The organism is Heliobacterium chlorum, from assembly GCF_014502795.1.
Lineage (GTDB): Bacteria > Bacillota > Desulfitobacteriia > Heliobacteriales > Heliobacteriaceae > Heliobacterium > Heliobacterium chlorum.
In genome coordinates this window covers 66,864-91,930 of record NZ_JACVHF010000015.1, presented here as the reverse complement: position 1 = coordinate 91,930, position 25,067 = coordinate 66,864, and the positions used below count along the sequence as shown (strand labels likewise).

At 49.1% G+C, this 25,067-nt stretch carries 27 protein-coding genes, 2 tRNA genes, 1 riboswitch and 1 other annotated feature; of the genes, 20 read left to right on the top strand and 9 right to left on the bottom strand.

Going from position 1 to position 25,067, the window contains the following annotated elements; genetic code table 11:
* Window positions 1–512 precede the first annotated feature (512 nt).
* On the top strand, window positions 513–905 hold the full coding sequence (locus tag H1S01_RS13900; protein WP_188041034.1) for a hypothetical protein: 393 nt from the start codon (window positions 513–515) through the stop codon (window positions 903–905).
* A 228-nt stretch (window positions 906–1,133) separates the two neighbouring features.
* Here the strand turns inward: H1S01_RS13900 and H1S01_RS13895 are convergent.
* Window positions 1,134–1,209 (bottom strand) — tRNA-Thr (locus H1S01_RS13895).
* Between the two features lie 124 nt (window positions 1,210–1,333).
* Complete coding sequence (locus tag H1S01_RS13890) at window positions 1,334–1,531, bottom strand: hypothetical protein (RefSeq protein ID WP_188041033.1); 198 nt, start codon at window positions 1,529–1,531, stop codon at window positions 1,334–1,336.
* A gap of 146 nt (window positions 1,532–1,677) precedes the next feature.
* Between H1S01_RS13890 and H1S01_RS13885 the strand changes: the two genes are divergently transcribed.
* Window positions 1,678–2,307, top strand: a complete 630-nt coding sequence (locus H1S01_RS13885; RefSeq protein WP_188041032.1) for a phospholipase D-like domain-containing protein — start codon at window positions 1,678–1,680, stop codon at window positions 2,305–2,307.
* A 26-nt stretch (window positions 2,308–2,333) separates the two neighbouring features.
* On the opposite strand, the gene H1S01_RS13880 is transcribed toward H1S01_RS13885, so the two are convergent.
* Together H1S01_RS13880 and H1S01_RS13875 are read right to left on the bottom strand one after the other, a co-directional pair.
* Window positions 2,334–3,446 (bottom strand): 4Fe-4S dicluster domain-containing protein, encoded by a 1,113-nt coding sequence (locus tag H1S01_RS13880; protein ID WP_188041031.1) that lies wholly within the window; start codon window positions 3,444–3,446, stop codon window positions 2,334–2,336.
* 158 nt (window positions 3,447–3,604) lie between these two features.
* The gene (locus H1S01_RS13875; protein ID WP_188041030.1) at window positions 3,605–3,958 is read right to left on the bottom strand and encodes a hypothetical protein; all 354 of its coding nucleotides are present in this window, start codon (window positions 3,956–3,958) and stop codon (window positions 3,605–3,607) included.
* 151 nt (window positions 3,959–4,109) lie between these two features.
* On the opposite strand from H1S01_RS13875, the gene H1S01_RS13870 reads away from it, so the two are divergent.
* A complete protein-coding gene (locus H1S01_RS13870) occupies window positions 4,110–5,177 on the top strand; it encodes a branched-chain amino acid aminotransferase (protein ID WP_188041029.1) in 1,068 nt (355 codons plus the stop codon).
* Between the two features lie 63 nt (window positions 5,178–5,240).
* On the opposite strand, the gene H1S01_RS22035 is transcribed toward H1S01_RS13870, so the two are convergent.
* Window positions 5,241–5,369, bottom strand: coding sequence for a hypothetical protein (locus H1S01_RS22035; RefSeq protein ID WP_279287009.1), 129 nt, complete (start codon window positions 5,367–5,369; stop codon window positions 5,241–5,243).
* Window positions 5,370–5,411: 42 nt separating this feature from the next.
* Entirely contained in the window at window positions 5,412–6,359 is a 948-nt protein-coding gene (locus H1S01_RS13865; protein ID WP_188041028.1) for a serine hydrolase, read from the bottom strand.
* Window positions 6,360–6,471: 112 nt separating this feature from the next.
* Here H1S01_RS13865 and H1S01_RS13860 point away from each other — a divergent pair, with 112 nt between their 5' ends.
* The 3 genes from H1S01_RS13860 to H1S01_RS13850 all read left to right on the top strand — a co-directional run bounded on the left by H1S01_RS13860 (window position 6,472) and on the right by H1S01_RS13850 (window position 7,921).
* Window positions 6,472–7,479 carry a L,D-transpeptidase family protein gene (locus H1S01_RS13860; protein ID WP_188041027.1) on the top strand — a complete coding sequence of 336 codons (1,008 nt, stop codon included), beginning with the start codon at window positions 6,472–6,474 and terminating at the stop codon, window positions 7,477–7,479.
* A 59-nt stretch (window positions 7,480–7,538) separates the two neighbouring features.
* A tRNA-Leu gene (locus tag H1S01_RS13855) sits at window positions 7,539–7,625 on the top strand.
* Between the two features lie 146 nt (window positions 7,626–7,771).
* Window positions 7,772–7,921, top strand: a complete 150-nt coding sequence (locus H1S01_RS13850; protein WP_188041026.1) for a hypothetical protein — start codon at window positions 7,772–7,774, stop codon at window positions 7,919–7,921.
* A gap of 147 nt (window positions 7,922–8,068) precedes the next feature.
* Here H1S01_RS13850 and H1S01_RS13845 read toward each other — a convergent pair whose 3' ends face one another.
* On the bottom strand, window positions 8,069–8,974 hold the full coding sequence (locus H1S01_RS13845) for a hypothetical protein (protein WP_188041025.1): 906 nt from the start codon (window positions 8,972–8,974) through the stop codon (window positions 8,069–8,071).
* A gap of 114 nt (window positions 8,975–9,088) precedes the next feature.
* Here H1S01_RS13845 and H1S01_RS13840 point away from each other — a divergent pair, with 114 nt between their 5' ends.
* The 4 genes from H1S01_RS13840 (at window position 9,089) to H1S01_RS13825 (ending at window position 11,953) form a co-directional block, all read left to right on the top strand.
* Window positions 9,089–9,934 carry a DegV family protein gene (locus H1S01_RS13840; RefSeq protein WP_188041024.1) on the top strand — a complete coding sequence of 282 codons (846 nt, stop codon included), beginning with the start codon at window positions 9,089–9,091 and terminating at the stop codon, window positions 9,932–9,934.
* 18 nt (window positions 9,935–9,952) lie between these two features.
* Window positions 9,953–10,324, top strand: a complete 372-nt coding sequence (locus H1S01_RS13835) for a phasin family protein (protein ID WP_188041023.1) — start codon at window positions 9,953–9,955, stop codon at window positions 10,322–10,324.
* A 33-nt stretch (window positions 10,325–10,357) separates the two neighbouring features.
* Window positions 10,358–10,597, top strand: coding sequence for an FmdB family zinc ribbon protein (locus tag H1S01_RS13830; protein WP_188041022.1), 240 nt, complete (start codon window positions 10,358–10,360; stop codon window positions 10,595–10,597).
* 111 nt (window positions 10,598–10,708) lie between these two features.
* The gene (locus H1S01_RS13825) at window positions 10,709–11,953 is read left to right on the top strand and encodes an alkaline phosphatase family protein (RefSeq protein ID WP_188041021.1); all 1,245 of its coding nucleotides are present in this window, start codon (window positions 10,709–10,711) and stop codon (window positions 11,951–11,953) included.
* 46 nt (window positions 11,954–11,999) lie between these two features.
* Here the strand turns inward: H1S01_RS13825 and H1S01_RS13820 are convergent, their stop codons facing one another.
* Complete coding sequence (locus H1S01_RS13820; RefSeq protein ID WP_243237331.1) at window positions 12,000–12,224, bottom strand: hypothetical protein; 225 nt, start codon at window positions 12,222–12,224, stop codon at window positions 12,000–12,002.
* 149 nt (window positions 12,225–12,373) lie between these two features.
* Here H1S01_RS13820 and H1S01_RS13815 point away from each other — a divergent pair, with 149 nt between their 5' ends.
* The 9 genes from H1S01_RS13815 (at window position 12,374) to bshC (ending at window position 21,968) form a co-directional block, all read left to right on the top strand.
* Window positions 12,374–13,339: a hypothetical protein gene (locus H1S01_RS13815; RefSeq protein ID WP_188041020.1), complete on the top strand. Its 966-nt coding sequence runs from the start codon at window positions 12,374–12,376 to the stop codon at window positions 13,337–13,339.
* A gap of 90 nt (window positions 13,340–13,429) precedes the next feature.
* Window positions 13,430–13,669: a binding site (T-box leader), on the top strand.
* Window positions 13,670–13,712: 43 nt separating this feature from the next.
* A complete protein-coding gene (locus H1S01_RS13805) occupies window positions 13,713–14,207 on the top strand; it encodes an Lrp/AsnC family transcriptional regulator (RefSeq protein ID WP_188041018.1) in 495 nt (164 codons plus the stop codon).
* A complete protein-coding gene (locus H1S01_RS13800) occupies window positions 14,207–15,394 on the top strand; it encodes an aminotransferase class I/II-fold pyridoxal phosphate-dependent enzyme (RefSeq protein ID WP_188041017.1) in 1,188 nt (395 codons plus the stop codon). The genes H1S01_RS13805 and H1S01_RS13800 overlap by 1 nt, the downstream gene beginning before the upstream one ends.
* 14 nt (window positions 15,395–15,408) lie before the next feature.
* Entirely contained in the window at window positions 15,409–17,031 is a 1,623-nt protein-coding gene (locus tag H1S01_RS13795) for an MBL fold metallo-hydrolase RNA specificity domain-containing protein (RefSeq protein WP_188041016.1), read from the top strand.
* 99 nt (window positions 17,032–17,130) lie between these two features.
* The gene (locus tag H1S01_RS13790) at window positions 17,131–17,310 is read left to right on the top strand and encodes a DUF362 domain-containing protein (RefSeq protein WP_188041015.1); all 180 of its coding nucleotides are present in this window, start codon (window positions 17,131–17,133) and stop codon (window positions 17,308–17,310) included.
* Between the two features lie 123 nt (window positions 17,311–17,433).
* On the top strand, window positions 17,434–17,661 hold the full coding sequence (locus H1S01_RS13785) for a FeoA family protein (RefSeq protein WP_155477800.1): 228 nt from the start codon (window positions 17,434–17,436) through the stop codon (window positions 17,659–17,661).
* Window positions 17,662–17,807: 146 nt separating this feature from the next.
* The gene (gene selA, locus H1S01_RS13780; RefSeq protein ID WP_188041014.1) at window positions 17,808–19,259 is read left to right on the top strand and encodes an L-seryl-tRNA(Sec) selenium transferase; all 1,452 of its coding nucleotides are present in this window, start codon (window positions 17,808–17,810) and stop codon (window positions 19,257–19,259) included.
* Window positions 19,256–20,305, top strand: coding sequence for a selenide, water dikinase SelD (selD, locus tag H1S01_RS13775; protein WP_188041013.1), 1,050 nt, complete (start codon window positions 19,256–19,258; stop codon window positions 20,303–20,305). The genes selA and selD overlap by 4 nt, the downstream gene beginning before the upstream one ends.
* Before the next feature lie 16 nt (window positions 20,306–20,321).
* Window positions 20,322–21,968: a bacillithiol biosynthesis cysteine-adding enzyme BshC gene (bshC, locus tag H1S01_RS13770; RefSeq protein ID WP_188041012.1), complete on the top strand. Its 1,647-nt coding sequence runs from the start codon at window positions 20,322–20,324 to the stop codon at window positions 21,966–21,968.
* A gap of 61 nt (window positions 21,969–22,029) precedes the next feature.
* Here the strand turns inward: bshC and H1S01_RS13765 are convergent, their stop codons facing one another.
* A complete protein-coding gene (locus tag H1S01_RS13765; protein ID WP_188041011.1) occupies window positions 22,030–22,785 on the bottom strand; it encodes a cell wall hydrolase in 756 nt (251 codons plus the stop codon).
* 4 nt (window positions 22,786–22,789) lie between these two features.
* A riboswitch (cyclic di-AMP (ydaO/yuaA leader) is annotated at window positions 22,790–22,952 on the bottom strand.
* Window positions 22,953–23,152: 200 nt separating this feature from the next.
* Here H1S01_RS13765 and H1S01_RS13760 point away from each other — a divergent pair.
* Window positions 23,153–24,871: a sigma 54-interacting transcriptional regulator gene (locus H1S01_RS13760; RefSeq protein ID WP_188041010.1), complete on the top strand. Its 1,719-nt coding sequence runs from the start codon at window positions 23,153–23,155 to the stop codon at window positions 24,869–24,871.
* The last annotated feature ends 196 nt before the right edge of the window (window positions 24,872–25,067 follow it).

Below are 25,067 nucleotides of genomic sequence, written 5' to 3'. Positions count from 1 at the left end.
AGATCTCTTGGCAAATATCCTGCAAAAATACTGTCACACCACGCTTATTTTTGCCGTGTCGGTAATGGGGAAGGACGGTCATCCCGTAGCCCGTACCGGGCCTCGTACCTGGACTTTAAAAACCGTCTAATGGCATCATATCGCCGTAGACGGTTTTCATAGCTTACACATATCCATTATGTTACAATGAATAAAATTTAACTACTGGATAGGGGAGGAGATAATTAGCGTGTTCTCGTTATCGAATGTTATCTCATTAGTCATCTGCTTAGGAATATTTATCTTCATAAAAATCAGTGGGCCTAAGTATAGAGCACATTACCTTTGGTTTACTACTTTTACACTCGGAGTTTTATTTAATTCCGTTGCTGCTTCATATAACTCCGATGGAGGGATGGCCTACGGGGTTCTCGCTATTCCTCTTTATTTGTTAACGGTTCCGTTATTTGCATATTCATTATGCATCAGCAAGCAGCAAAATGACAGCGATAAGTAATAAAAGGAGGGATAAAGTGTCGACGAAAAAGAAGCAATTCTTACTCGGTATATCGATGTTGGTAATTACGATTCCTTTTATTATCGGTATTCCTTGGGTGGTTACGTATTTATCATTCTGGATGTTTATCCCTTTATTTATCAGCGTAGCATCAACGTATTTTATTAAATTCGATGACCAAAATCAAAATAAGGTTCATTACCCGTGGGTGTGCTGTTCTTCCGCAGTCGTTGTTCTATTTACGATTGCATTCTTACAACATTCGGATGCTGCTATCGGTTACGCTATAATGGCTTATCCATTTGCCCTTGCAATTTTTCCTTCGTATGTACTTGCGTTATATCGGATTAAGAAACAGGGGCTAGTACAAGAAGAGCAACCATCGTCACCAACAACGAAAAACCTCTAAATTAGGGCATGGCCCGTACCGGGCCTCGTTATATCCCCATAACCCTCACCACAAAATTCCTACAAAACGCAAAAAACCGCCGTCAGCACACTGCTTCCGTCGGTTTCCCCTGCATACCGGGCCATTTCAACCCCATGGCTTCACCAGAGATGCCCCTCCGTAACTACAACCGTAACCACATTTTGGTTCTCTCTTCCACCTGGTGATCCTGCTAACCCGTATATGTTGTGGAGCCGGCGACAGGACTTGAACCCGCAACCTACTGATTACAAGTCAGTTGCTCTACCTGTTGAGCTACGCCGGCACCTCGAACAAAAAGTAATATACCAAAGGGAATTTCCCTTGTCAATAGGCGATCCAGCTAAAAAATTAGACTATTTCACGTTGCTAATCTAAAGTAAAAAGCTCGCCCGAGAGGGGCGGGCTTTTTATTTTTGGGGTACCGATCCGCGTCGGTCAGAATTGTCCGGTCCGGGTTGTTCATTATCATCGTAGGTAGATCCCTTTGCAGGGTCGCCTCCCGGATCCTCCACAGCAGGTGGATTCGCAGGGCGTTTTAGAGAAGCACAGCCTTGGGTAGCCATAAACAAAAGAAGCAATATACCGGCAATTACCCGTTTCTCCAACTTGGATCACCTCCCTTAAAAGCTTTCCTCAAGGGAGGAAAAGGAATACGAAGATAACGTAACGATTAATTATACCAGTTGGAAGGAAATGGGTCATAACGCATCGAAACCCACAACGCAAAATGGAAGTTTTTGGAGGTTTGGGTATGAATAAAGTTTTCTGGCTTTCGGTATCAATTGCATCAGCCATCTTGATGGTTTCTTTTAGCTTACCCGTTAATTCCGGCAACGTTTCAACGACAGAGTCGGTAAACCCGAATCCGACAGATGAAAACACACCGGCTTCTTCGGTACCGACACCGAACCCAGTTCAAGCCCAATTGGATTGGGCTTTTACCCGTGCCGGGCACCATCCGGAGAATCTGCTTCATGAGACCATCGCGTCAGCTAAGACCACCTTGGATCTGGCTGCCTATGTGCTCAGTCATCCCGATATGGCCCAATTCCTTGCCGAAGCTAAAAATAGGGGAGTTAAAGTGCGCATCATTACCGACCGGAAAGAGGCTCAGAAAAAAGGACAAAGGGATCTATTAAAGTCTTTAAGGAAAGCCGGCGTTCCGATAAAAATAAACAAGCATAACGGTGTGATGCACCTTACCGCGATGATTGCCGATGGAGATATCGTGGCTACCGGTTCCTGCGACTATTCCCAACCCTCTCTATCGGTCAATGATGATGTACTATTGGTGATCAAAGACCCAATTCTAGCTCAGGCTTGGAAAAATCGCTTCGAACTGATGTGGGACGACGAGGAAAACTATCAAATGTTACCATAAGTAATTACAGTAAATAACGACAGTGATTAAAGCTTCCCTTTTTCCCGGGCGATACGTGTCATCTGTTCCCGTTTGTCCTTGGGAGGAATGTAAATCTGATCACGACGGACTAATCGTATAGCCCTTTTGTTACACCCTTTTACACAGGCACCGCAACCGATGCAGCGGGAAGTATCGATGATAGCTTTTTTTCCATTCACGTCACATTCGGCTACCTTGATGGCGTGAATATGGCACCGCTTTACACAGGCGCCGCATCCGTTACACCGTTCCAGGGCGATCTCAGGAATAAAATTGCTTCGATGGACTGAGAAAACATCATGTTCATTAATGGAACGCAGTACCCCGCAGCAGCATCCGCAGCAGTGGCAGAGGTAGGCTGGGTTTTTCTGGACATTATCAGCCAGATGAACGAGACCGAGCGCCTCCGTTTGTTCTAAAACTCGAAGCATTTCGTCGACCGAGGCAGGGCGGGCGAAACCTCGCCGAACCAGCCATTCAGAAGCGTTGCCTAAAGACATGCATACATCATGAATGGGCGCATCACAGACCGTTCCCCGGTGAAGGGCCTGATGACGGCAGTAGCACATGGTCAATGATCCACCGCCGGCGTCGCGGATCATGGCCGATGCCTTCTCGTAGTCAAGAACTTCCGTTTCTACCTCTTCCGGCATCAAACTTTCGTACGTCCAGGTCTGAAACATTTTCGTGTCCGCTCCAAAAAACTCCTCGGAGACCCCTTTTTCATGATGGTACTTTTCAAAGAGTTCAGCCAAGTCTTTCATGGGCAGCTTGTCGGTGACACGCATAAAGGTATATTCAAAAAAGCCGATCACCAAAGGGGTAAGGGAATAAAGTGTTCTCCCTTTTCGGGGAATATCGATGACCAAACCTTTATCGGCCATGTGATTTAATTGAATAACGATGTCTTCCTCCGAAAAGCCTGTGAGAAGAGAGAGCTTATCGGCTGTCGTAAATCCCTGCGGGAACTGGCTGGCAATCCGGGCTTCTTTCTCTTCATACATCCGGTAGAGAATTTGCATCAAAGTTTCATTCATTGGTGCCCCGACGGGGTTTTTGTCGAGTCGGCGGGCCAACGCTTTGAAGACTTCTTCTTTTCCGATACCTAAGTGACCCATATCGAGCCCCCCTAAACAGTCCCTATATAAATGAAGAAATCCCCCGGCCGTCGTTGGACCAAGAGATTCCTCCATCTCATGCCCTAAGGCATGTTCATCGTATCAAAATGGGAGAAAAAGCTCAAGTAATGCTCTGGTTTGGCTCACATTAAATACCGTTACCGCATAGGAGAACCGGAATCTTTCTGACGATCCTCGTCCTTTTCCTCATCTTCTCCTGAAGTGCTGCCACCTTTTTTATCTTTCTTTTTATCGTCTTTGGATGATCCTTCGTCATCTTCGTCAGTACTCGATTTACCGGATCCTCCCTTTCCCCCTTTATCTTTGCCACCTTGTTCGTCGCCCTTATCATCGTTCTTATCTTTGCCTTCGCCGGATGTTCCTTCCTGACCGCCTTTGTTTTGCTGTTTTTGCGGTTGCGGCGGCTGACTCTCAGGAGGACGGCGAGCAGGAGAGCAGCCTTGTGCGATCATAAACAAGATGATCATCATAAAAATCAATATTCGCTTCATTAAATCACCTCCATGAAGAGTTTTCCTCGTGAATTCAGCCTCAATTCATTGACACTACTATTCTTCATAATGTACCATCATCTTCAAGAAAGCCTTTTAAATAGGACGCCTTTAGATTAGGCTAGATGTTATTGAAAAGGGATGGTTGTAAATGCTCGAATTGAAAATCGAACTGGCTCCCCAACGAAAAGAAAAACCACCGGCTGACAAGCTTGGTTTCGGCAAAATTTTTACGGACCATATGTTCGTCATGGATTATTCGGTAGAGCAGGGTTGGCACAACGCCAAGATCAAACCTTACGAACCGCTGGAACTTGACCCATCTGTTATGGTTTTCCATTATGGACAAGCCATTTTTGAAGGCATGAAAGCCTTCCGAACGAAAGAGGATCGGGTTGTCTTATTCCGTCCCGAAAAATACATCAGCCGCATGACCAACTCGGCGAAAAAACTCTGTATCCCTGAATTCGATGAAGCCTTTGTCATCAAAGCCATCAAAACTTTAGTCGATACGGAACGGGATTGGGTGTACGCGGAAGAAGGAACGGCATTGTATATTCGGCCCTTTATCATCGCTACAGACCCCTATCTGGGTGTGCGTCCCTCGAACACGTACAAATTCATGGTTATTCTGTCGCCCGTCGGCGCCTATTATTCCGAAGGCTTTAATCCCGTTAAAATTTTTATCACCGATGAGTTCACCCGGGCGGCCAAAAACGGCTTAGGGGACGTGAAAACACCGGCCAACTATGCCGCCAGCCTCTATGCGGGCGAAAAAGCGAAACAAATGGGATTTACCCAAGTGCTTTGGCTTGACCCCGTCGAGAAGAAGTATATTGAAGAAGTCGGAACGATGAACGTCTTCTTTAAAATCGGCGATGAGGTGGTTACGCCGGTTCTCCACGGCAGTATCTTGCCTGGTGTAACCCGTGATTCGGTCATTCAAGTCTTGAGAAATTGGGGGATTCCCGTGGTCGAACGTACCATCTCGGTCGATGAGCTATTTGAAGCTCATGCTGCGGGGAATCTAAAAGAATCCTTCGGAACAGGTACGGCCGCGGTGATTTCTCCAGTCGGTTTACTCCGTCACGGCGATCGTGAAGCCGTCATCAACGAAGGAAAAACAGGGGAACTGGCGAGCCGGCTCTTTGACTTTATCACGGGAATGCAGTACGGAAAAAGCGAAGACCTATTCGGCTGGATCGCCGATGTCCGGTAAGTAATTACAGAAAAAACATATCAATAGTAAAAGCCAGCCTGAGGGCTGGCTTTTTGCATCGCTTTACTTGTTCGTTTTCGGAAAAGCGGTTTCTCCGGTCGTAGCAGTGGCGCCAGCACCAGGCGTGGTAGTAGCCGTCGTTTGGGGAATATTTACGCCCATGTTTTGTTTGGCTTTATCATTTTTGGCCATAATCTATCACCTCCCGGGACTAGTTTGTCCGCGGTAGTTCTTTCAATTCGTACGGGGATGGTATTCTCGTTGGTATTCATAGGTTAATCGAGCAATTCGTCCGATCGCCTCTACAGCTTGCTGTTCATCAGGGTGGCAGCATAAAACCGATAAGACGTAAGGCCTGTTGGGAAGAAAGATGATGGCCGTATCATTAAAGACTCCTTCTTGAGAGCCGATTTTGTTCGCCACCTCAATCTCAAAGGGAACGCCTGCGGGGATGCGGTCATCGAACTTGCTGTTCAACAGGTATTGCATCATTTCTTCCCCCAAGGGCTGTTCCATCTGCCGAAACAGCCAAATCCCTTTTAAGTACAGCGCGGCATCACGGGCACAAGTCACATTCCCTTTTCCGGGACCCCAGGGAACCACCGATGCCCCAGATAGCCGCAAAAAGAGATAAAAATTGGATCGACCCAGACGTCGCATGAGCATATTTGTGGCTGTATTGTCACTATCTTCGATTGTATGTTTCGCCAACTGCCGAAGCGTATAGGTTGTTCCGATATGATAACTCCAAAGCCCGCCAGTGCTGGGCTCTATATCGCTCGGTACGATGGAAATGGTTTCATCCAAGTTAATCCGCCCGTCCAAAGCAAGGGAGTAGAGGAAAAGCACCAGGGGTACCTTGATCACACTGGCTGCTGGAAAAACCTTATTTGAGTTTATGCCAAGCTGATGGCCCGTCGATAAATCTTCTAAGTAAACAGCGTAAGAGCCGCCAAAACCAGCCATCTCTCTTTTTATTCGTTGTTTCAGCAGATCATATTCTTCATCAGGGGAAAAAACGTGCTGCTGTGCCTCGGTTAAATGGCTTAGGAATCGAAGGTGCGAGATATTTCGATGTTGCTGATATAAGAAGCCCATCGTCCCGAACATAACGAAAAGGAGGAAGCCGATCAGGAAATACAGGGCTCCTTGAGACAACCGCCCTTTTCGTCGAATTGCCAAGGAAACTCCTCCTTATAGTCCAGCCTGCCATCATCATACGGTCCCCAAAAGGGGAATATGAATTATTCCGGATGATATAGGCTCTTTGGAGTATATAGGAAGGAGTAATAAGATGTTTCTAACCATCAATTTTTCCCGACATCGACTAAGGTGGCTCTTTAGCATACTGGCGGTGCTCATCTTAACGGGATGGTACTTCTCGTCCCAAAACGCCCCCACGGTCTCAAAGATTGACCCCAGCGGCTCCCGTTGCGGCGACGTAGAACGCCTTCTTTGCCCCTCGGCACCGCCGATGCAAGGAGAGGACGTTGAAGAACTCCAGAGTCGACTAAAGACACTGGGCTATTATACGGGACCTATCGATGGCCTCTATGTCGGCAAGATCGTGGATGCCGTGAAGTCCCTGCAGAAGCAAAAAGGACTGTCCTCAGACGGCATAGTGACCGCAGAAACATGGCTGTCCATGGATCGACCCATTGCGACAACCACGGAGCCTTCAAAATCATCTACACCTGTCGAAGAGCCGAAAGGCACCATCATGTTAGTGGTCGATACTGAAAAGAACACCCTAACCGTCCTGGCGGACGGTAAGCCATATAAAACCTATCCTGTTTGTACAGGTAAGGAAAAAACTCCCTCGCCAATCGGAGACTGGACCATTGTCGATAAACAAAAAAACTGGGGAGACGGTTTCGGGTCGCGTTGGATGGGTTTTAACGTACCATGGGGGATTTATGGAATTCATGGGACGAACAAACCGTGGTCGATTGGAAAAAACGAAAGCGCCGGTTGTATCCGCATGCATAATCGAGATGTGGAAGAGCTTTATGCATACGTTCCTTTAAAGACGGTTGTCCGAGTCATCGATAGCAAACCTTTCAAGCTGTCGAAAAAGAAATACCTCCCCGGTGAAACAGGCCAGGAGATAGCCCGGATACAAATGGGCCTGCAGGCAAAAGGCTATACGGTTCACCTTGCCGACGGTCGGTATGGACCGGAGATGGAAGAAGCTGTCCGTTCCTTACAAACTAAACATCAACTTCCTGTCGATGGAATCGTGAACGAAGCAGTCATGGCGATTCTAGATCTAAAAATAGATCACAATAAAATAAATACTTGACGCTATGGAACGGTGTTGTTATAATTCAAACTGTCTTCGGAACAAGAAGACAAGCAAATGCGGTCGTGGCGGAATTGGCAGACGCGCTAGATTCAGGTTCTAGTGGTCGCAAGGCTGTGGAGGTTCAAGTCCTCTCGACCGCACCATATGAATGATTAAGACGGTGAATCACCGTCTTTTTTATATTTTCCTGATATTTTGTTTTCCAGATATCCTTCCTCTTTACCGCGGATATTTCCCCTCTGTCGACTCAAACTATAGGGTAGAACCGAGACGAAAGGGGGGATGAAGGATGTTTGAACGGAACAAGACCCTCGTTCACGACACCGGTTTTGAATTCGGTCACCCCGGCTGGTTTGCTTTTCATGCGGTAGCCATACCTACCATGATGTATATCGGCTCCGTGTTGACACAAAAAAAGCGACGCGGTCGATACCGTTAAATATTTTTAAACCGGGCTTGGATCATAGAGGCCCGGTTTTTTCACAAAAAAATCCAGCGCAAAAGGCGCTGGCAGGGAGAGATATATCCACCAAAAAGCGGAGCGTTTATATATTGTCCATTGCGACGAATAATATACATAAAGATATTAGGTTGTTGTGAAGGCGAGAGCGGTCGAAGAAAAAGGTTCTAACGACCGGATTCCAGCTAATGGTTCAATCGACGGCATCGGAGGCTTCGAGCCCAGCCAGATGAGCAGATCTTCCGAAGGAAGATGGCTCAAAGTATCTTGCAAAAACCGCTGTGGTTTGTCGATGCGGATAGTCCAATCGGGGAGAGTAAATCGAACATAACGAGGCAGGCGAATATGCACCTCCGGTGCCCCAAGTACATCATACCAATCGGAAAGCAATTTTAGCCACTCCGCTGCCGTGAATGGATCGGGGGGGAGGAGCATAAAATGGATGGCACCAAAGTCATGAGCTGTAATCGCCGTCAACAATTCGGTCACACTTTGCAGATCTCGGCCACGGTCCCAGAGCACTTTACAACAAGCTTCTTTGGTCGGCACCAGATTCCGTTCTCCTTCGGGAGCACTGATAAAAGCCAATCGCTCAGCGGCACTCTCCGGAGCCAATCCGAGCAATACAGCCATGGTCCAAGCGGCGATCGCGCCATGGAGGGCATCGCTGCCTAAGATCGGAATCTGAACGCGCCATTCACCGGGCGAAATGGTGGAACCGTTAAGGACTTGCAGGTTTCGCTGTAAAAAGACGTTAAAAATACTACCACTGGTGGTATAATGAATGGTAGTTGCTGTCACATCTGCCTGAGGGGATAAGCCGCAGCGGTATCGAATCCGGCCCTTAGCTGCGTTCAACGGTACAACCGTAATCGTTGGGTTGGTCACTTGTCTAACCGATGGTTCTTGATAGGAAATCCGATACTGCGGCACCTGAATAACGAGACGATCGGTGCGAGTTTCCATGAGGACGGAAATATGGGGAGGAATTATCTGGGTGAAAAATCCTGCTGTCCAACGGTGAAGGGTCAACCCCATCCCTCCTTTTCCGATGATTTCTTATAAAATAATATGGCCTTTTCATTTTTCCTTATTTACGTTCACTTTTGGTATCCGTCACATTATTTGGAGGGAGTGGCCCTATCTTTGTCGAAGATCCATTTAGTCACAGATAGCACGGCCTATCTCACCGAGGAAGCTATCCGGCGTTTGCAGGTATCCCTTGTGTCCTTGAGAGTCATTGTAAACAATACACCGGTAGAAGAGACCAACGAAGATCCCGAGCGCTTTATTCAGTATCTGCGAAAGGCTCCGACAATTCCTACTACATCACAACCTCCGCCTGGCGAACTTTTGGAGTTGTATGACCGGTTGACGGCAAACGGTGATACTGTCATTTCTCTGCACTTATCGAGCAAATTAAGCGGGACCTATCAGGCCGCTAAAGCCATGGCTGACCATCTGGAAAACCGACCCATTCACGTCATCGACACGGAGACGACTGCCGTAGGTTTGCTGATCCTCTTAGAGGAGGCTCGGAAATTTATCGACGCTGGTATGAGCACCGATGAAGTGATCCGGGAAATCGCCAAAGTTCGAGAAAGACTCAGGTTGTTTTTAATTGTAGATTCTATGGAATATTTATATCGTGGCGGCCGTATCGGCGGCGCCCAGTCACTTTTCGGTACGTTGTTGCAAATCAAACCGGTCCTATGGGTGAAAGAGGGAAAAGTCGAGGTTTACGAAAAAATCCGTACGCGCAAGAAAGCCTTTTTACGGGTTGCTGAGTTTGTCAGAGACAAATGGGACGCAGAAGGATCGCAGCGAATTGCTTTAGCCTATGTAGGTGCTTCGGCAGAGGTACAGGAACTGAAAGAACAGATTGTTTCATTAGTTCCCGGTGCGTCACCTACGATTCACTTTGTGGGTCCTGTGATTGCGGTTCACGTGGGACCGGGCACCGTTGGTGTCGCCATGGCCCCATTGGAATAAAAAAAAGGAGTGTTGCCCATGTTGGACGTCGTACGTAAGGCCCTATTGGCCGGCTTGGGAGCGCTGACATTGACCAAAGAGCGGGCCGAATCATTGGTGGATGAGCTCGTCAAAAAGGGTGAGATGAGTAAAGAAGACGCCAGCAAAATCGTCTCCGAATTGCTCGAAAAAAGTAAAGAGCAGCGGGAAGTGGTATCTGACACCATCAAGACGGAATTCCACCGGATTCGTAACGATTTTGGCTTTGTCACCCGCAAGGAGTATGAAGCGCTAGAAGCTCGCATTGTCAAAATTGAGGAAAAGCTAGGGATAAGCACACCGCCTGAAGTGGTCATTGATGCCGACCTATCGCCGAAGGAAGATAAGGAGTCGGAATCGGGCCAACCATAAATCATAATACAAATAAAATCGGAGGAATCCCCAGTGCCCACCTATGACTTTGAATGTACCCACTGCGGCCATCGCTTTTCCGAAATGGTGGCTTACTCTAAGCGCGGTGAAGTCCCCTGCCCTGAATGCGGCAAGGCAGATGCAAAAATCCGGTTGACTGGTTTTTTCGTTGGAAAATCAAGCCCCAAATCCCCTTGCGGACCTGGCGGTTGCTCTCTGCCTTCCTCAAGCGGATGCCCAGGAGCGGGATGTGGCTGTCCTGGAGCGATGTAACTTTTCTGTGCCTGTCTGATTACCATCAGACAGGCATTTTTCATTCATAGAGAATCTCCTCTAGCCATATATATGCAGCAAGTACAGGGACAAGGGGTTGGAGGCAGTAAGATGAAGTATGGCTCCATGAACAGCAAAACCAAACTGATTCTCTGGTTCTGTCTGCTACTTGCATTGCTTATATCCATGGCCGTACCTGCCGTCGCCAATCCGGAACCACAACCGGAAGTGAAGCCGCCGGTGGAAGACAAAGCTACACGACCGATCAAACATGTGCTTGTCATCGTCATGTCCGGAGTCAGTATGGATGCCTTGTTGCATACCTACACACCGACCTTTAACGAGTTGATTAAGGAAGGAGTCAGGGTCGAACAGTCTTCCGGCGTTTACCCGACGAAGGGCCCCTCTGCCCTAGCTTCGCTGATCACCGGCGCTAACCCTGAACGGCATGGACTATTAAAACCCTCACAAAAGCTAAATGCCGAGTCCGTCTTTCAGGTCTGGCAAAGTCGAGGACTGGTCACTTTACTAGCTGCTGGTCCGGAGGAAGAATTTGCCCCGCTCTCCGGAGGGTTCACTCATAAAGCATTTGTAGCCGGAGGAACTGACAAAGCGATTACCGATCGTGGGTTGGAACTATGGAAGAACGCGAAACCTTTTGCCACATTAGTTGTTCTCTCGCAGGCCGAAAAGGAAGCAAAAACAAAGGGCCCCTATAGTCAGGACCATCTCAAAGCGATTACAGAATCGGACCAGCAGGCAGCTCGGTGGATCCGGATGCTCAAAGAAGCAGGCCTCTACGATGACACACTGACCGTGATCGTTTCCGATTATGGATTGGCGCCTCGGTCGCAGGAAAGAACCATGCAAAACATCGATCGAGAACTGATCGTGCCCTTGTTGATGCGCGGTCCTCGATTGAAGACGGGTGTTACGATTCCACCAGCTCGAACGATCGATGTCGCTGCTACACTAGCTCAACTCACCGGGAACCGCGTTCCTGCCCAGTCTGAAGGGGCTGTTTTGTGGAACGCCTTTCTTCCCAATGCAGAGCTTAATCAAGAAAGCTTATACGAGAAACGGGTCAACGATTTGGCCTTACAAAACCTGAACCTCGCTCGGGAAGCTTACCAATTGGCCGAAGACAAGATAAACATCAATGGCCGAATCGACGATTTGCAAGAGCAGAAGCAGCAGATGCAGAACTTTACCGAGGAAAAGGAACAGACGATCAGTTCTTTGGAACGCAAGGTCACTTGGCAACGTTATTTGATCGGCGCGATTGTCCTTTTAGCACTCCTTGGTTTTCTGGTGGAATATTGGCTTCTTCGCAAGCGGTTTCTCTTGTTTGATTAATAAATGCTCAAAGAAAAACCGGGGCTGCTTGGGCATGCCCCGGTTCTTATTTCAGATGGCCGTCAACCGGCCTGATGGCGAAGTTTTTCCCGCAATTGATCCACTTGCGCGGCAAACATCTCGAGCCGCGCTTCTCCTTTTCTTCGGTGTAATTTCCAGACTCTAAATCGAGTGTCGCAATCAATTTGGCATAGAATAATTTATCCTCTAGTGACATTTTTCCGCTCAGAAAATACCTGTGGATTCTAAAAAGGATCTGTTCTTCCTGCAAATGATAGTCACCTCTTTCATCAATCACAACGGTCACCTTATGAACATATGCCGGAGATTGGAATGTAGAACCGGTCTAGCCGATGTTTTACGTGCATAAATTTTACATTAGGACAGGCTTTTGGACAGTACGAAGGAGGAAAGCTGAAATTGATCGGAAAAAAGCAACCTAAGCTAGAACAACAGATACTTCGTCTGCTTGACCAGCTTATCGACGAGGCCAGTCAAGTCAGTATGCTTGTCGGTCCCTATCGAGAAGAACGGTTTATCGACGGTGTGCGCATAACCGAACAATTGGCCGCTCTTTGTGAGTTGCTGGTTGAAGGGAGACGGGAGTATGTTGAGCCGACAATGCGTCAACTGCTCCAACAAAAATTGCCCCATCCCGCCGTAATGCGAAGCTTCGGTGAGTTTCAACAGGCTCTTGAGGAGTATTTGACAGCAGGGTTAGCAAAACGTAGAGCCCATTGGAATGGTCAAGAGGAAAAGGCAGTCGAACATCCTCTTGTTGTGCCCGTCGAAAATAAGAGGGTCCGCAGGGAACTACAAAGAGCATCCATTGAAGTCGCCGCTACGACTACCGAATCGTCCCGGTTAGAGAGTGAGGAAGAAATCGTAAGAGAAGAACCATCAAGCGAGAGTGAATCCCAAGATGTGACCGCTTATCTTGAAGATTGGCTCGCTCAAGAAGGCTGGATTCAAAACACTGAAAGCCCAACTCCTGAAGGAGTCCCAGAAAAAACAATCAGACAGGCAGAATCCGTAGCAGAGATACCAGTGCCTTTCAAGGAAGAGAGCCCCTTGCTCGAGCCTAATAATACCGATACGGAGCCACCAGAAAACAGCGAATCCGGTGAAAGTATAATTATGCGCGTTTTACAGGACCTATACCCAAAAGTTGAAATCATCGCCGGCAGCCCGCCAGGAGTCACCGGGATTTCTGCCTATGTTCCCTCGAAAAAGCTGGCCATCACTTGCGGCAGTCCTTCGCAAAAGACGAGCCGCATGGAGTTTGCTTGCCGGCAGTTGGGATTCAAAGTGACCTATGTATCTCCCTTTGACATGCATAGCCCCAGCCGGATTAAACGGAGCATTTTACGTTCAGGGAATCCATAACCCGCGAGTCGATCCACTATGCTCCTTCGGCAAATTCGTCCTTGACCTCATAGGCAGAGGAGTGTACAATAGCCTTACATTTGTGCACATACTTTGGTGATGATAGGGAAGAGTACCTGCAAGACCTGTGCAGATAGCGAACCGGAGTTGGTGGAAGCCGGGCTGACAGAAGCAGGGAAGCCACCCTTGAACTGCGACCTGAAACCTCCTGTTTCCGGGACGGGATGGGGTAGGGAAGCCGGAATCCTCCGTTATCAGGAATACGAGTTGACCGGATTTTTTGCCGGTAACTAGGGTGGTACCGCGTTGGCAAGAGCCTTCGTCCCTTTTGGGGATGAAGGCTTTTTTAATTTTGAATTAAGGAGTGAGCCCAATGGGCGCAATCGATAAGAAAAAATTGCTTGATATTTTGCAGGACGATTGTCGAATCAGCCATGAACAGATCGCCCTTATGCTTGGTCAAGATGTAGAAACAGTCAAATCCGCCATCAAAGAGATGGAAGATGAACGGATCATTCTCAAATATCCTGCCTTGATCAACCCGGAGAAGCTCGGTGATGATACGGTCACCGCGATGATTGACGTAAAAGTCGTTCCCCAGCGCGATGTGGGGTTTGATCAAGTGGCCGAACGCATTTATCGTTACCCGGAAGTCCGTTCCGTGTTTCTCATGTCTGGCGGTTACGACCTCTCTGTTGTCATCGAGGGGCGGACGATGAAGGAAGTGGCTCTCTTCGTTGCCCAGAAACTAGCGGTTCTGGAGCACGTCCAGTCGACGGCGACCCACTTCGTCCTCAAGCGGTACAAAAAAGATGGCGTCATTTATGACGAAAAAGAAGAAGATTATCGACTGCAGGTGAGCCCATGATGAAAAAGCCGATGGAAGAATACCTAAATCCCACGATCGTCAATCTGCCCCCTTCCGGCATTCGCCGCTTCTTTGACTTAGTGGCGAATACAAAAGGTGTTATCTCCCTGGGAGTCGGGGAACCGGACTTTATTACTCCTTGGCACATCCGGGAAGCTTGCTTTTACGCCTTAGAACGCGGTTATACCATGTATACCTCAAACTTTGGCACACCGGAACTGCGAAAAGAAATCGCCAAATATGCCGCAAAACGATACCATGTTGAATATGAACCTCTTTCCGAAATTCTGATCACTGTCGGCGCATCGGAAGCGGTTGACCTCGCCATGCGAGCGATGCTGCGTCCCGGCGAAGAAGTGCTCGTCCCCGAACCCAGCTACGTCTCATACGCACCTACGGTCACCATGGCCGGAGGGGTTCCCGTTGGGGTTCCCACCTATGTAAAAGATGATTTTCAACTGACCGTTGAGGCGTTGGAACAAAAAGTGACCGGCAATACGAAAATGCTCGTCCTTTGTTATCCGAATAATCCGACGGGAGCCATCATGACCCGGCCGGAACTGGAAGCTATCGCTCAATTTGCCGAAAAACACGATCTGCTTGTGCTTGCCGATGAGATCTATGCCGAATTAACGTATGAAGGCAGTCATGTATCCTTCCCGTCCATCGCCGGTATGAAGGACCGAACGATTTTGATCAACGGTTTTTCGAAATCTCATGCGATGACCGGTTGGCGTGTCGGTTATGTATGTGGAAACAAGGAATTTGTGGCCCAGATGACGAAAATTCATCAATACACCATGCTCTGCGCGCCTATCATGGGACAAATGGCCGCTTTGGAGGCGTTGCGCAACGGCGAAGCCGAAAAAGAACGTATGGTGGATCAATATGATCAGCGCCGTCGCTTCGTGGTGGGAAGATTCAACGAAATGGGATTGACATGCTTTAACCCGCGAGGAGCCTTTTATGCGTTCCCCAGCATTTCCGTCACCGGCCTCAGCAGTGACGCTTTTTGTGAAAAACTGCTGGCCGAAGAAAAGGTGGCTGTCGTGCCGGGAACTGCCTTCGGGCAGAGTGGCGAAGGGTTCATCCGGGTCTCTTACGCGTCTTCCCTGGCCAACTTGACAGCAGCAATGGACAAAATGGAGGCCTTTGTAAAACGCTGTCAAAAGCGGCAGGCATCGTAAAGGAGAGGTGCCCTATGAAAATCCGCTTTCTCGGAGCCGCTCAAACCGTTACGGGGTCCTGCTACCTGATCGAAACGGCCAAGACCAAGTTACTGGTCGATTGCGGATTGTTCCAAGGTTCCAAAGCCATCAAAGAACGCAACTACGGTGACTTTCCCTTCAATCCCGCGGAGATCAATTTCGTCTGTTTGACCCACGCCCATACAGACCATTCGGGCCTTTTGCCGAAACTAGCCTGTCTCGGTTTCAAGGGACAAATCTTAGCCACCGGGCCGACCATCGACCTCTGTGCCATCATGCTTCCCGATTCCGGTCATATTCAAGAGATGGATGTGGCTCGTCTCAACCGCAAAGCGTCCCGTTCCGGTAAACCCTTGCTGCGCCCCATCTATACAGCCGAAGAAGCGGCAGAAACGATGAAATTTTTCCGACCTGTCGCCTACAAGGAAATGGTCCAGTTGACGCCGGAAATCCGTGTTCGATACCAAGATGCCGGTCATATCCTCGGGTCTGCCTCCTTGGAACTTTGGGTAACCGAAGAGGGGAAAGAGGCGAAGGTCGTCTTTTCCGGCGACTTGGGGAATACGAATCTGCCGATCGTCAACGAACCGACGCCAATCGACGAGGCCGATTATATCGTCATTGAATCGACGTACGGCGACCGTTTCCATGATCGCAGCCGCTCCCGCCTCGATTTGCTCAAAGAGGTCATCACAGAAACCTATGACCGGGGCGGCAAGTTGATCATCCCCTGTTTCGCCATTGAACGGACCCAGGATTTGCTCTATGAATTGGCCCAGTTGTTTCATAAAAAAATGGTTCCCGATATCGACATATACATCGACAGTCCTTTGGCCATCGCTGCCACCGATGTCTTCGCAAAAAACATGTTCTACTTTGACGAAGAAGCCAAGGAATTTTTCCATAACTCTCCCGGGTTCTTTTCCCTTCCGAACCTGCACTATTCTCGACGCACCGAAGACTCGATGGCCCTGAACGAGATGAAGGGCAGAGCCATCATCATCGCCGGATCCGGCATGGCCGATGCCGGGCGGATCAAGCATCACCTCAAACACAATCTCTGGCGTCAGGAGACAACCGTTCTTTTCGTCGGATTTCAAGCCGAAGGCACACTGGGACGTCGTTTGCTTGACGGTGAGAAGCGAGTCCGCATTCACGGAGAAGAAGTGACAGTAAGGGCCCAAATTCGCAGTGTTCCCGGTTTTTCCGGTCATGCCGATCAGAAGGGTCTGCTCAAATGGCTGCAGGGTTTTCGGAAGCCCCCGAAAAAGGTCTTCATTACCCACGGCGAACCGGAATACATGAAGACTTTTGCGGAAAAAATTCACGAGGAGCTTCATTGGTCTACAGAGGCCCCAGGCTGGCTCGATGAAATTGTGCTTACCGGCGAAGAGCCTGCCGTTCCTCCGGCTGAACCGGTCGTCGTACCGGGACATTGTACAGTCATGCCCGTGGTCGAGGGTCAGGTTACCCGGGAATCGGTGGAACGGGCTTATCTGCAGTTGAATATGCTGTTGCATAAAATGGTCGAACGGGAAATGGCTGAAAATGATTATGCCGGGCTGATGAAACATTTTATCGAACTGGAAAAACGAATTCATCAAATGATGGAATAAGGGTTATCGACATCTCTCGGGTAATTTTTCCTTTGTTTTAACCTTTCCGGTATAGGAATGGAACCACATTGGATAAATTATCTTTGGAGGTGAACCTGAATGACTCACACAATTAACGATGACTGTGTCAATTGCGGCGCCTGTGCGCCTGAGTGCCCTGTAAATGCAATCAGTGAAGGTTCCACAAAGTATCAAATTGACCCGGGTGTTTGCATTGATTGCGGTGCCTGCGCCGATGTCTGTCCCGTTGGAGCGCCTCGCCCGGAAGAAGATCAATAAACCTGGTTTTTACGGCCGACCTTCCTCGGATAACATTTCTGGGGAAGGTCTTTTCGTATTGCCAATGCTCCCGAGGCTAGGGTACAATGGGAATGCAAATCATTTGCACAGGAGGTTGCTCCCATGAGGCTCTCCCTCGACCGCGTAAAAAAAGGACAACATATTGTGATTCGTTCAATTCCGAACGAGATGGTGCGGGCACAAGCCATCCGCTTCGGTATCTCCGAGGGAGCTGAGGTGGTTTGCCAAGAAATCATTCCAGCAGGACCCGTCGTGATTCGCAAAAACAAACAAGAAATCGCTATCGGTCGGAACTTAGCCCGGCAAATCGGTGTAGAGTTAGTCGGATAGTGCCCTGACTGAGTCATTTCGAAAACCGGGTCGTAGATACCCGGTTTTTTGCTGTGCTTTCTTCCCGATCTCCCTATGATATAATGAACGAGAGTCATTCCTCGTGGGCAATCTTGGGATAAGATCCAGTAGGGGAGGTCCTGTCCATGTCTGAACCGTGGAAAGCCGACTGGCTTCGTCGCATCCCGGCGATTCATCTGATCATCTCCTGTCCGCAACTGCTAGAAGCGAACCGTCGATACGGCCGTGATCGCCTTGTCGGCGTTGTACAACGTCATTGTCGCTTCTTACGGACACAAGTCTTATCGGCAACCCACGAGGAAGAGATGTGTCTCGCCGACTTCGCTATTGAGACGATTTGTCAACAGGTTGTTCAGATGCTGGCAGAAGATATCCAGCCTCGGCTTCGTCCTGTCATCAACGCAACCGGTATTCTATTGCATACCAATCTGGGCCGAGCACCCTTGGCTCAGGAAGCCGTTAGCGCCGTAGAGCAGGTAGCGAGCGGCTATTCCAATTTGGAGTTGAATCTGGAGACGGGAAAACGGGGCAAACGGTACGACCATCTGCGAGAACTGCTCTGCCAGGTCACCGGTGCCAAAGCAGGCTTAGTCGTTAATAACAATGCCGCTGCCGTGCTCTTAGTCCTAAGTGCACTGGCTCAGGGCCGGCAGGTGATTGTATCCCGTGGCGAGTTGGTCGAGATTGGCGGCGGATTCCGCATTCCTGATGTGCTGAAACAAAGCGGTGCCCAGCTGGTTGAAGTCGGCACTACCAATAAGACGAGGATTTCAGATTACGCAAAAGCGATAACTCCGGAGACGGCAATCCTTCTGAAAGTTCATCCCAGCAATTACCGAATTATCGGATTTACCGAGTCGGTTGCCCGGGAAGATTTAGTCCGCTTAGGACGAGAAAAAGGCATCCCTGTCGTCGAAGATTTAGGCAGCGGTTTATTGCTGGAACAGGATGCAAGCGGTTATTTCTTTGGCGAACCGACGGTCCAACAAGTGGTACGCACTGGGGTAGATGTGGTCACTTGCAGCGGAGACAAGCTTTTAGGGGGACCGCAGGGAGGTCTTATCGTAGGTCGTCTTGATCTGATCGATCAAATCGCCAGGCATCCTTTGACACGGGCTCTTCGGGTGGACAAGCTGACCATAGCGGCCTTAGAGGCAACCTTGCAGTTGTATTTAGATCCAGAAAAAGTCCGTGAAAAAATCCCCATACTTCGGTTCATAAACCGGAAGCCGGAAATGATTCACCAGCAAGCCCAGACGTTCGTTGATGAACTGCAGCGTTCTCAATCAGAACTCACTGTTAGGTTGCACCCTTCCACGTCGCAGATCGGCGGTGGTGCGCTGCCCGAAGTGGAACTACCGAGTTGGTCTGTGGTTTTAACTCCGAAGGAAGGAAGCGCCCAGTCTCTTGCCGAATCTTTACGCCAGGGAAGGATTCCCGTCATGGGGCGAATCCAAGAAGAAGCACTCTGCTTGGATATGCGAACCCTGTCGACAGAAGATGTGGCTGAACTGGGCAAGCTAATCATCGAAGCAATTTCCAAGTTCAAATCATCAGAAAAGGGGGGAAGTCCATGAACACGGAGCAGATCTGCCTCACGGCCATGTCGAGCAAAGCCGGTTGAGCAGCCAAAATCGGTCCATCGGACCTAGCCCAAGTTTTGGGCTATTTACCTCCTCCGCCACAGGATCCGAATCTACTTGTCGGAACCGAATACAGCGATGATGCCGGTGTGTATCAGCTTACACCAGAATTGGCTCTGGTACAGACGGTAGACTTTTTTACGCCCATCGTGGATGATCCTTATCTTTTTGGACAAATCGCTGCGGCCAATGCCTTATCTGATATTTATGCCATGGGTGGAAAACCGGTTACGGCCCTCAACTTGGTCGCTTTTCCCACAAGTACATTGCCTATGTCTGTGCTGGGAGAAATCCTTCGCGGCGGTGCTGACAAGGTCCACGAAGCCGGTGCGGTTCTTTTAGGCGGCCACTCGATTCAGGATAAAGAACCGAAATTCGGTCTTTCCGTCACAGGCGTCGTCCACCCGCAAAAGGTATGGACCAACGGAGGCGCCAAACCAGGACAGCAGCTGATTTTAACGAAACCACTAGGCAGCGGGATCATATCTACAGCGTTGAAAAACAAAAAAGCTTCTCTGGAAGCTGTTGAAAAAATGACGGAAGCTATGGTTACGTTGAATAAAAGGGCTGCAGAAGTCCTTTCTGCCTTTGATGTAGGCGGATGCACGGACATTACCGGTTTTGGCCTGCTCGGTCATGCCCTTGAGATGGCTCGCGCTTCCCATTGCGGGATCACCTTGGTCGCCAGCTCCGTACCAGTCATCGAAGAGACCTGGGAATATGCAGCCCGTGGTCTTATTCCGGGCGGCAGTAAATGTAACCTGACTACGGTTCGTCCGTCGGTCAGCTTCGCCGAAGCACTAGCACCGGAAGTGGGAATTGTTTTCGCTGATGCGATTACTTCAGGCGGCCTGCTGGTATCTCTCCCAGAAGAGCAGAGCGTTCCAGCTTTACAGGCCTTGCACCAAGCTGGAGTGACAGATGCTCGCCTGGTAGGTCATGTCGAAGCGGGTGAACCGGTGATTTCGGTGAAGCCTTAGGAAAGAAGGGATGTCTTTGCGTTTCGAAAAATGTGATACTTTATTCTCCGGGATTGCAAAAGCCTATGTAGAAAGGGAGGTAGAGGCGGCCTCCCTTTTCTCCTATGATTTCCATGATGAAACCTCTTTTGGCCGTCGCGTCGATCATCTCGATGGAAACAAGAACATACCGCGGCACCCAGTATCACGACTCTTGGTGGATTTTCAAAAACAGTTATCTCAAGCTGTAGGTTTAGATCCGGAAAAGAATGCTGCTGTCGAGAATGCCTTACGGCTGGCCGAAACAAACAGTTTAGCTATGGTAACGGGGCAGCAAGCGGGATTATTTACCGGTCCCTTGTATACAGTCTATAAAGCGATCACCTGTATCGCACAAGCTCGCTATTGGGAAGAACGATTGAACCGCCCCGTTATCCCCATCTTCTGGGTGGCCTCAGAAGATCATGACTTTGATGAATCGTCACACGTACAAATCCTTCAGGGGGAGCAACTCCTTCGTGTCGCCGTGACCGAATTACCGGAGGAAGCTCGTCAGGCCGTAGGCCATCGGCCTCTACCGGAAGATCTGCTTGCAGCCGTCGATGAATTTTTTGCCAATGTAGCCGATACAACCGTCAAACAAGAGTGGCAGTCACTGTTGAGAGACCTCCCTGCCAAGGTGACCAGCTTAAATGGTTATTTTGCCGCTGTTTTACACCGGCTTTTAGGTCCCTACGGACTCGTTATGCTTGATCCCTTGATGCCGGGTTTAAAAGCATTGACGGAAAGTCGCGATTTTTTTTCCTGCGTCATGAAAAAAAGCGTTGTCCTATCGGAAGGGCTGACTAAAGGCGTAGAAAGGGTTCGAGATTTGGGCTACGTTCCCCAAGTGGAAAAAAAGGTGACTGATGCCCATATGTTTTTTTATCACGCCGGAGAACGGTTGGCCATGGAACGCATTTCGGAAGGATTTTCGCTACGAGGAAAGGACGACGTCTTTTCCCCAGCTGAAATATTCCAACAGATTCAGGATAACCCAGAATCCTTTTCACCAAGCGTAGTGACAAGGCCGCTCTGGCAGGATCGGCTGCTCCCGACGCTCGCCTATATAGCCGGACCGGGTGAAATCGCCTATTTCGCGTCTTATAAACCCGTCTATGAGGCGATAGACATGGAGATGCCTCCGATTATTCCTCGTTTAAGTGCTACCTTGGTGGAAGGATTTATCGACCGTTTGCTAAAAAAATATGATATAATTCCCATCCATGATGTCCGACAAGGATTGGAGGAAAGGTTGAACCGAATCATCGCCGAACAGGATGAGCTGGGCATCAATGCTTTATTTGCTGAACTGCAGGCAAAAGTAAAGCTCGCCTATGAACCGGTCGTGGAAAAGGTCGGCCGATGGGACGGGTCTATCGGAAAAGCAGCTGAAGAAAACTTAGAACGGGTGCTCGGTCAGGTCCAATTCCTTCAGAACAAAGTTCATCAAAGGCACCGCCAGCACTGTCAGGAAAGCCGAAACCATTTTGATAAAGTGAAAAAGCATCTCTGGCCGTACGGCCCCCAAGAGAGGGTGCTGAATATTTTTCCGTACCTTTTCAAGTACGATTACGGTCTCATTGGTCAATTGATGGAGCTTGCCATAACTGATGTAGAGACACATCGGATATTATATATTTAAAAAACCCTCCATCTCGGCAGAAGAAGCCGAGATGGAGGGTTTTGCCTTTTGCTTTACGTCTCTACATAGAGAATACGTGATTGCCGATGGTGGTGATGATAGACCGTTGTCGCATCCAAGAATCGGACGTTTTTCCAGGGTTGAAAAAGTAGAGCGAACCGCTCGACGGATCCCAACCGGATAAAGCGTCCCAGGCGGCTTTCACAGAATCGCTGCTGGCCGGTTCGTTGATGGTACCGTTTTGTACCGGCTCAAACTGCCACTTATCGTAGATAACGCCGGCGATAGTTCTTGGGAATAACCCGCTTTTCATGCGATTGAGTACAACCGCACCAACAGCCACTTTCCCTTTGTAAGGCTCTCCGGAAGCTTCTGCCTCGATCAGCCGTGCTAAAAGATCTGCGTCAGCGGGATTGACCCCTTTATTAGCTTGACGACTGATGCCCGTGGGGACTTTCACGATTTGACCTGCATTGATGGAACTGGAAGAGAGTCCATTCAATTGCTGAATCGCCCATTCAGCTGATCCAAAACGGTTGGCGATGGTGAAGAGAGAATCACCCTGGCGCACGGTGTAGGTGAATACATCGGGAATAGCGAGAACTTTTCCCGAATTCAAGTTGTTTGGGTCAACATTGTTCGCCCCTTGAATAAGTTGCCAGGGAAGACCGAACCGTTGTCCCAAGGAATAGAGATTGTCTCCAGGCTGCACCGTATACTGCCAGGCATGGGCGGGAGCGACACCAAAGGCACCCGAGAACAGAAGGGTCAAAGCAAAGGCAAGAAGACCATGGCGAAGAGAGAAACTGCGAATCATTTTACCATCCTTTCCATTAGCCTCCGGAGTTAGCTGACGGGTTAGGCCGAAAAGGTAGGCCCTCTTCCTGAGAAGATTCACCCCTGCTGTCAACAAGAACGCTGACAGCGACAGTCTGAACGACTGCGGTTCCTCCGTACCCTAGCGGGATTCGGCTTTGTACGAGCTCTTTCATTATACCGACCTTGTCCAAAAGGTGTCATGATGATCTTTCTTCCTCTAGAGGGAGGCCGTGGACAGAATTCCAACATCCGAAATCTTCGACAAGATTGTTTAGCTTATGTCTAAACTTTTTTCTGTCTAAGAAGGAAAACAACGCAATATGTAGAATCATCAGAATTGACAAAAAATCCGAGGAGTTAGATGAATGTCCGAACGTGAAGAGATCGTCAGCCAATTGTTTAACTGGGTCGCCATCATCAACGCGTTACATAACCCGATAATCGCCACCGATCACGAAGGTATCGTCCGGGTGTTCAATAAAGCGGCTTCCAAGGTCTTCGGTAAGGATGTGCGTGAGGCCATGGGTCTGCCGATTGAGCAAGTGGCCCCGCAGTCCAAATTACGCCAGATCATTCAGACAGGGCAATCAATGACTGGCCTTCGGTATACATATAATGAAAGAACCTTCGTCCTCAACTTGACTCCGATTATCCGAAAACAACGGATGGTCGGTGCCGTGGCGATCTTTCAAGATGTCACAGAGATCGAATCGATCGTCGAAGAGCTTAACCGCGTCAAAGAGCTAAAAAGCACCTTAGAAACGGTCTTGGAGAACGCTTACGATGGGATTATGGTCGTAAACAATGAAGGGATTATCACCATGGTCAACAAGGCCTACTGTGATTCCCTCGGTTTTGAAGAGTCCGACCTGCTCGGAAAACCTGTCGATGAAGCGATTGAGAACACACGCCTACATGTGGTCTTAAAGACAGGCCAGGCCGAGGTAGGTGAACTGCAGCATACAGGGGAACGAGATTTTGTGGCGATGCGCATTCCCATCGTCAAAGATGGACAAGTGGTCGGTGCCGTTGGCAAGGTTATGTTTAAGAACGTGAATGAGCTAAACGCGTTGGCTAACAAGATCAATTCCTTGCAAAACGAGTTGAATTACTATAAGGTGGAACTGCAAAAGTTTCGCGGCGCCCGGTACAGTCTTGAAGCGATTATCGGAGAAAGCTACGCGATCCGCATGTTGAAAGAAACGGCCCAGCGGGTGGCTCGGAGTGATTCTACGGTACTGTTGCGCGGCGAAAGCGGTACAGGCAAACAGCTTCTTGCTCACGCTATTCACCTTGAATCGGAACGAAAATCAGGGCCTTTTATTCAAATCAGCTGCAGTGGACTTGGACCGGAAGCGTTGGAGCTAGAGATATTTGGCGGCACGAACGGTTTTGATGGCGGAATTCCCGGTAAGATTCGCTTAGCTCATCACGGAACGCTGCACATCACCGATATCGGCGATATGCCGCCAGCCGTTCAAGCCCGGCTGATGCGCATCTTGCAGGGGCAGCTGCCCATCATGGATGGACCGGAAGGGCCTTGTGTGGTCGATATACGGCTCATCGTCTCAACGAATCGTCACCTGGAGGAACTCGTTAAAAAAGGAACTTTCCGTGAAGATCTATACAACCGTCTCAATGTGGTGAGCCTCTTTATTCCGCCCTTACGCGATCGAAAAGAAGATATTCCGGAACTGGTATCGGCCTTCGTTCACCAGTTCAACAAGGAATTCGGCGTAAACGTACAAGGACTCACCCGGGAAGCGATGACCGTCCTGTACAACTATCATTGGCCCGGTAACGTCCGAGAGTTTGCCTCGGTGTTTGAACGAACCTATGATGTGGTCAAAGGAGAAATGATCGACGTCTGTCACCTACCCATTTATTTGCAGAAATTCACAAAAAACGACGACATTTCTTTGCAGCAGCAAAATCTGCAATCCTTATTGGAGCAGACGGAGAAAGCCGCTATATTGCAGTCGTTAGCACAGACAAACGGAAATAAGGTGCAAGCGGCTCAAATGTTGGGCATATCTCGAGCCGGCCTGTATCAAAAATTGACGAAATACAACATCAGCGAATAATTCCTCTCGTCGGAGTAAAACCCCGGACCTGTATACGGTTCGGGGTTTTTTGCGTTTTGTGTATAGGGAGTGAACAAAAGCAAAAAATAGGGCGGAAAGGAATAAAGGGAGGGGAGATTTGTGAGATACCTCAAACGCCTAAAAGGCATCCTCTTTGCACTCTCTGTCGGGGTTATTTGCTGGCATGGATGGACTC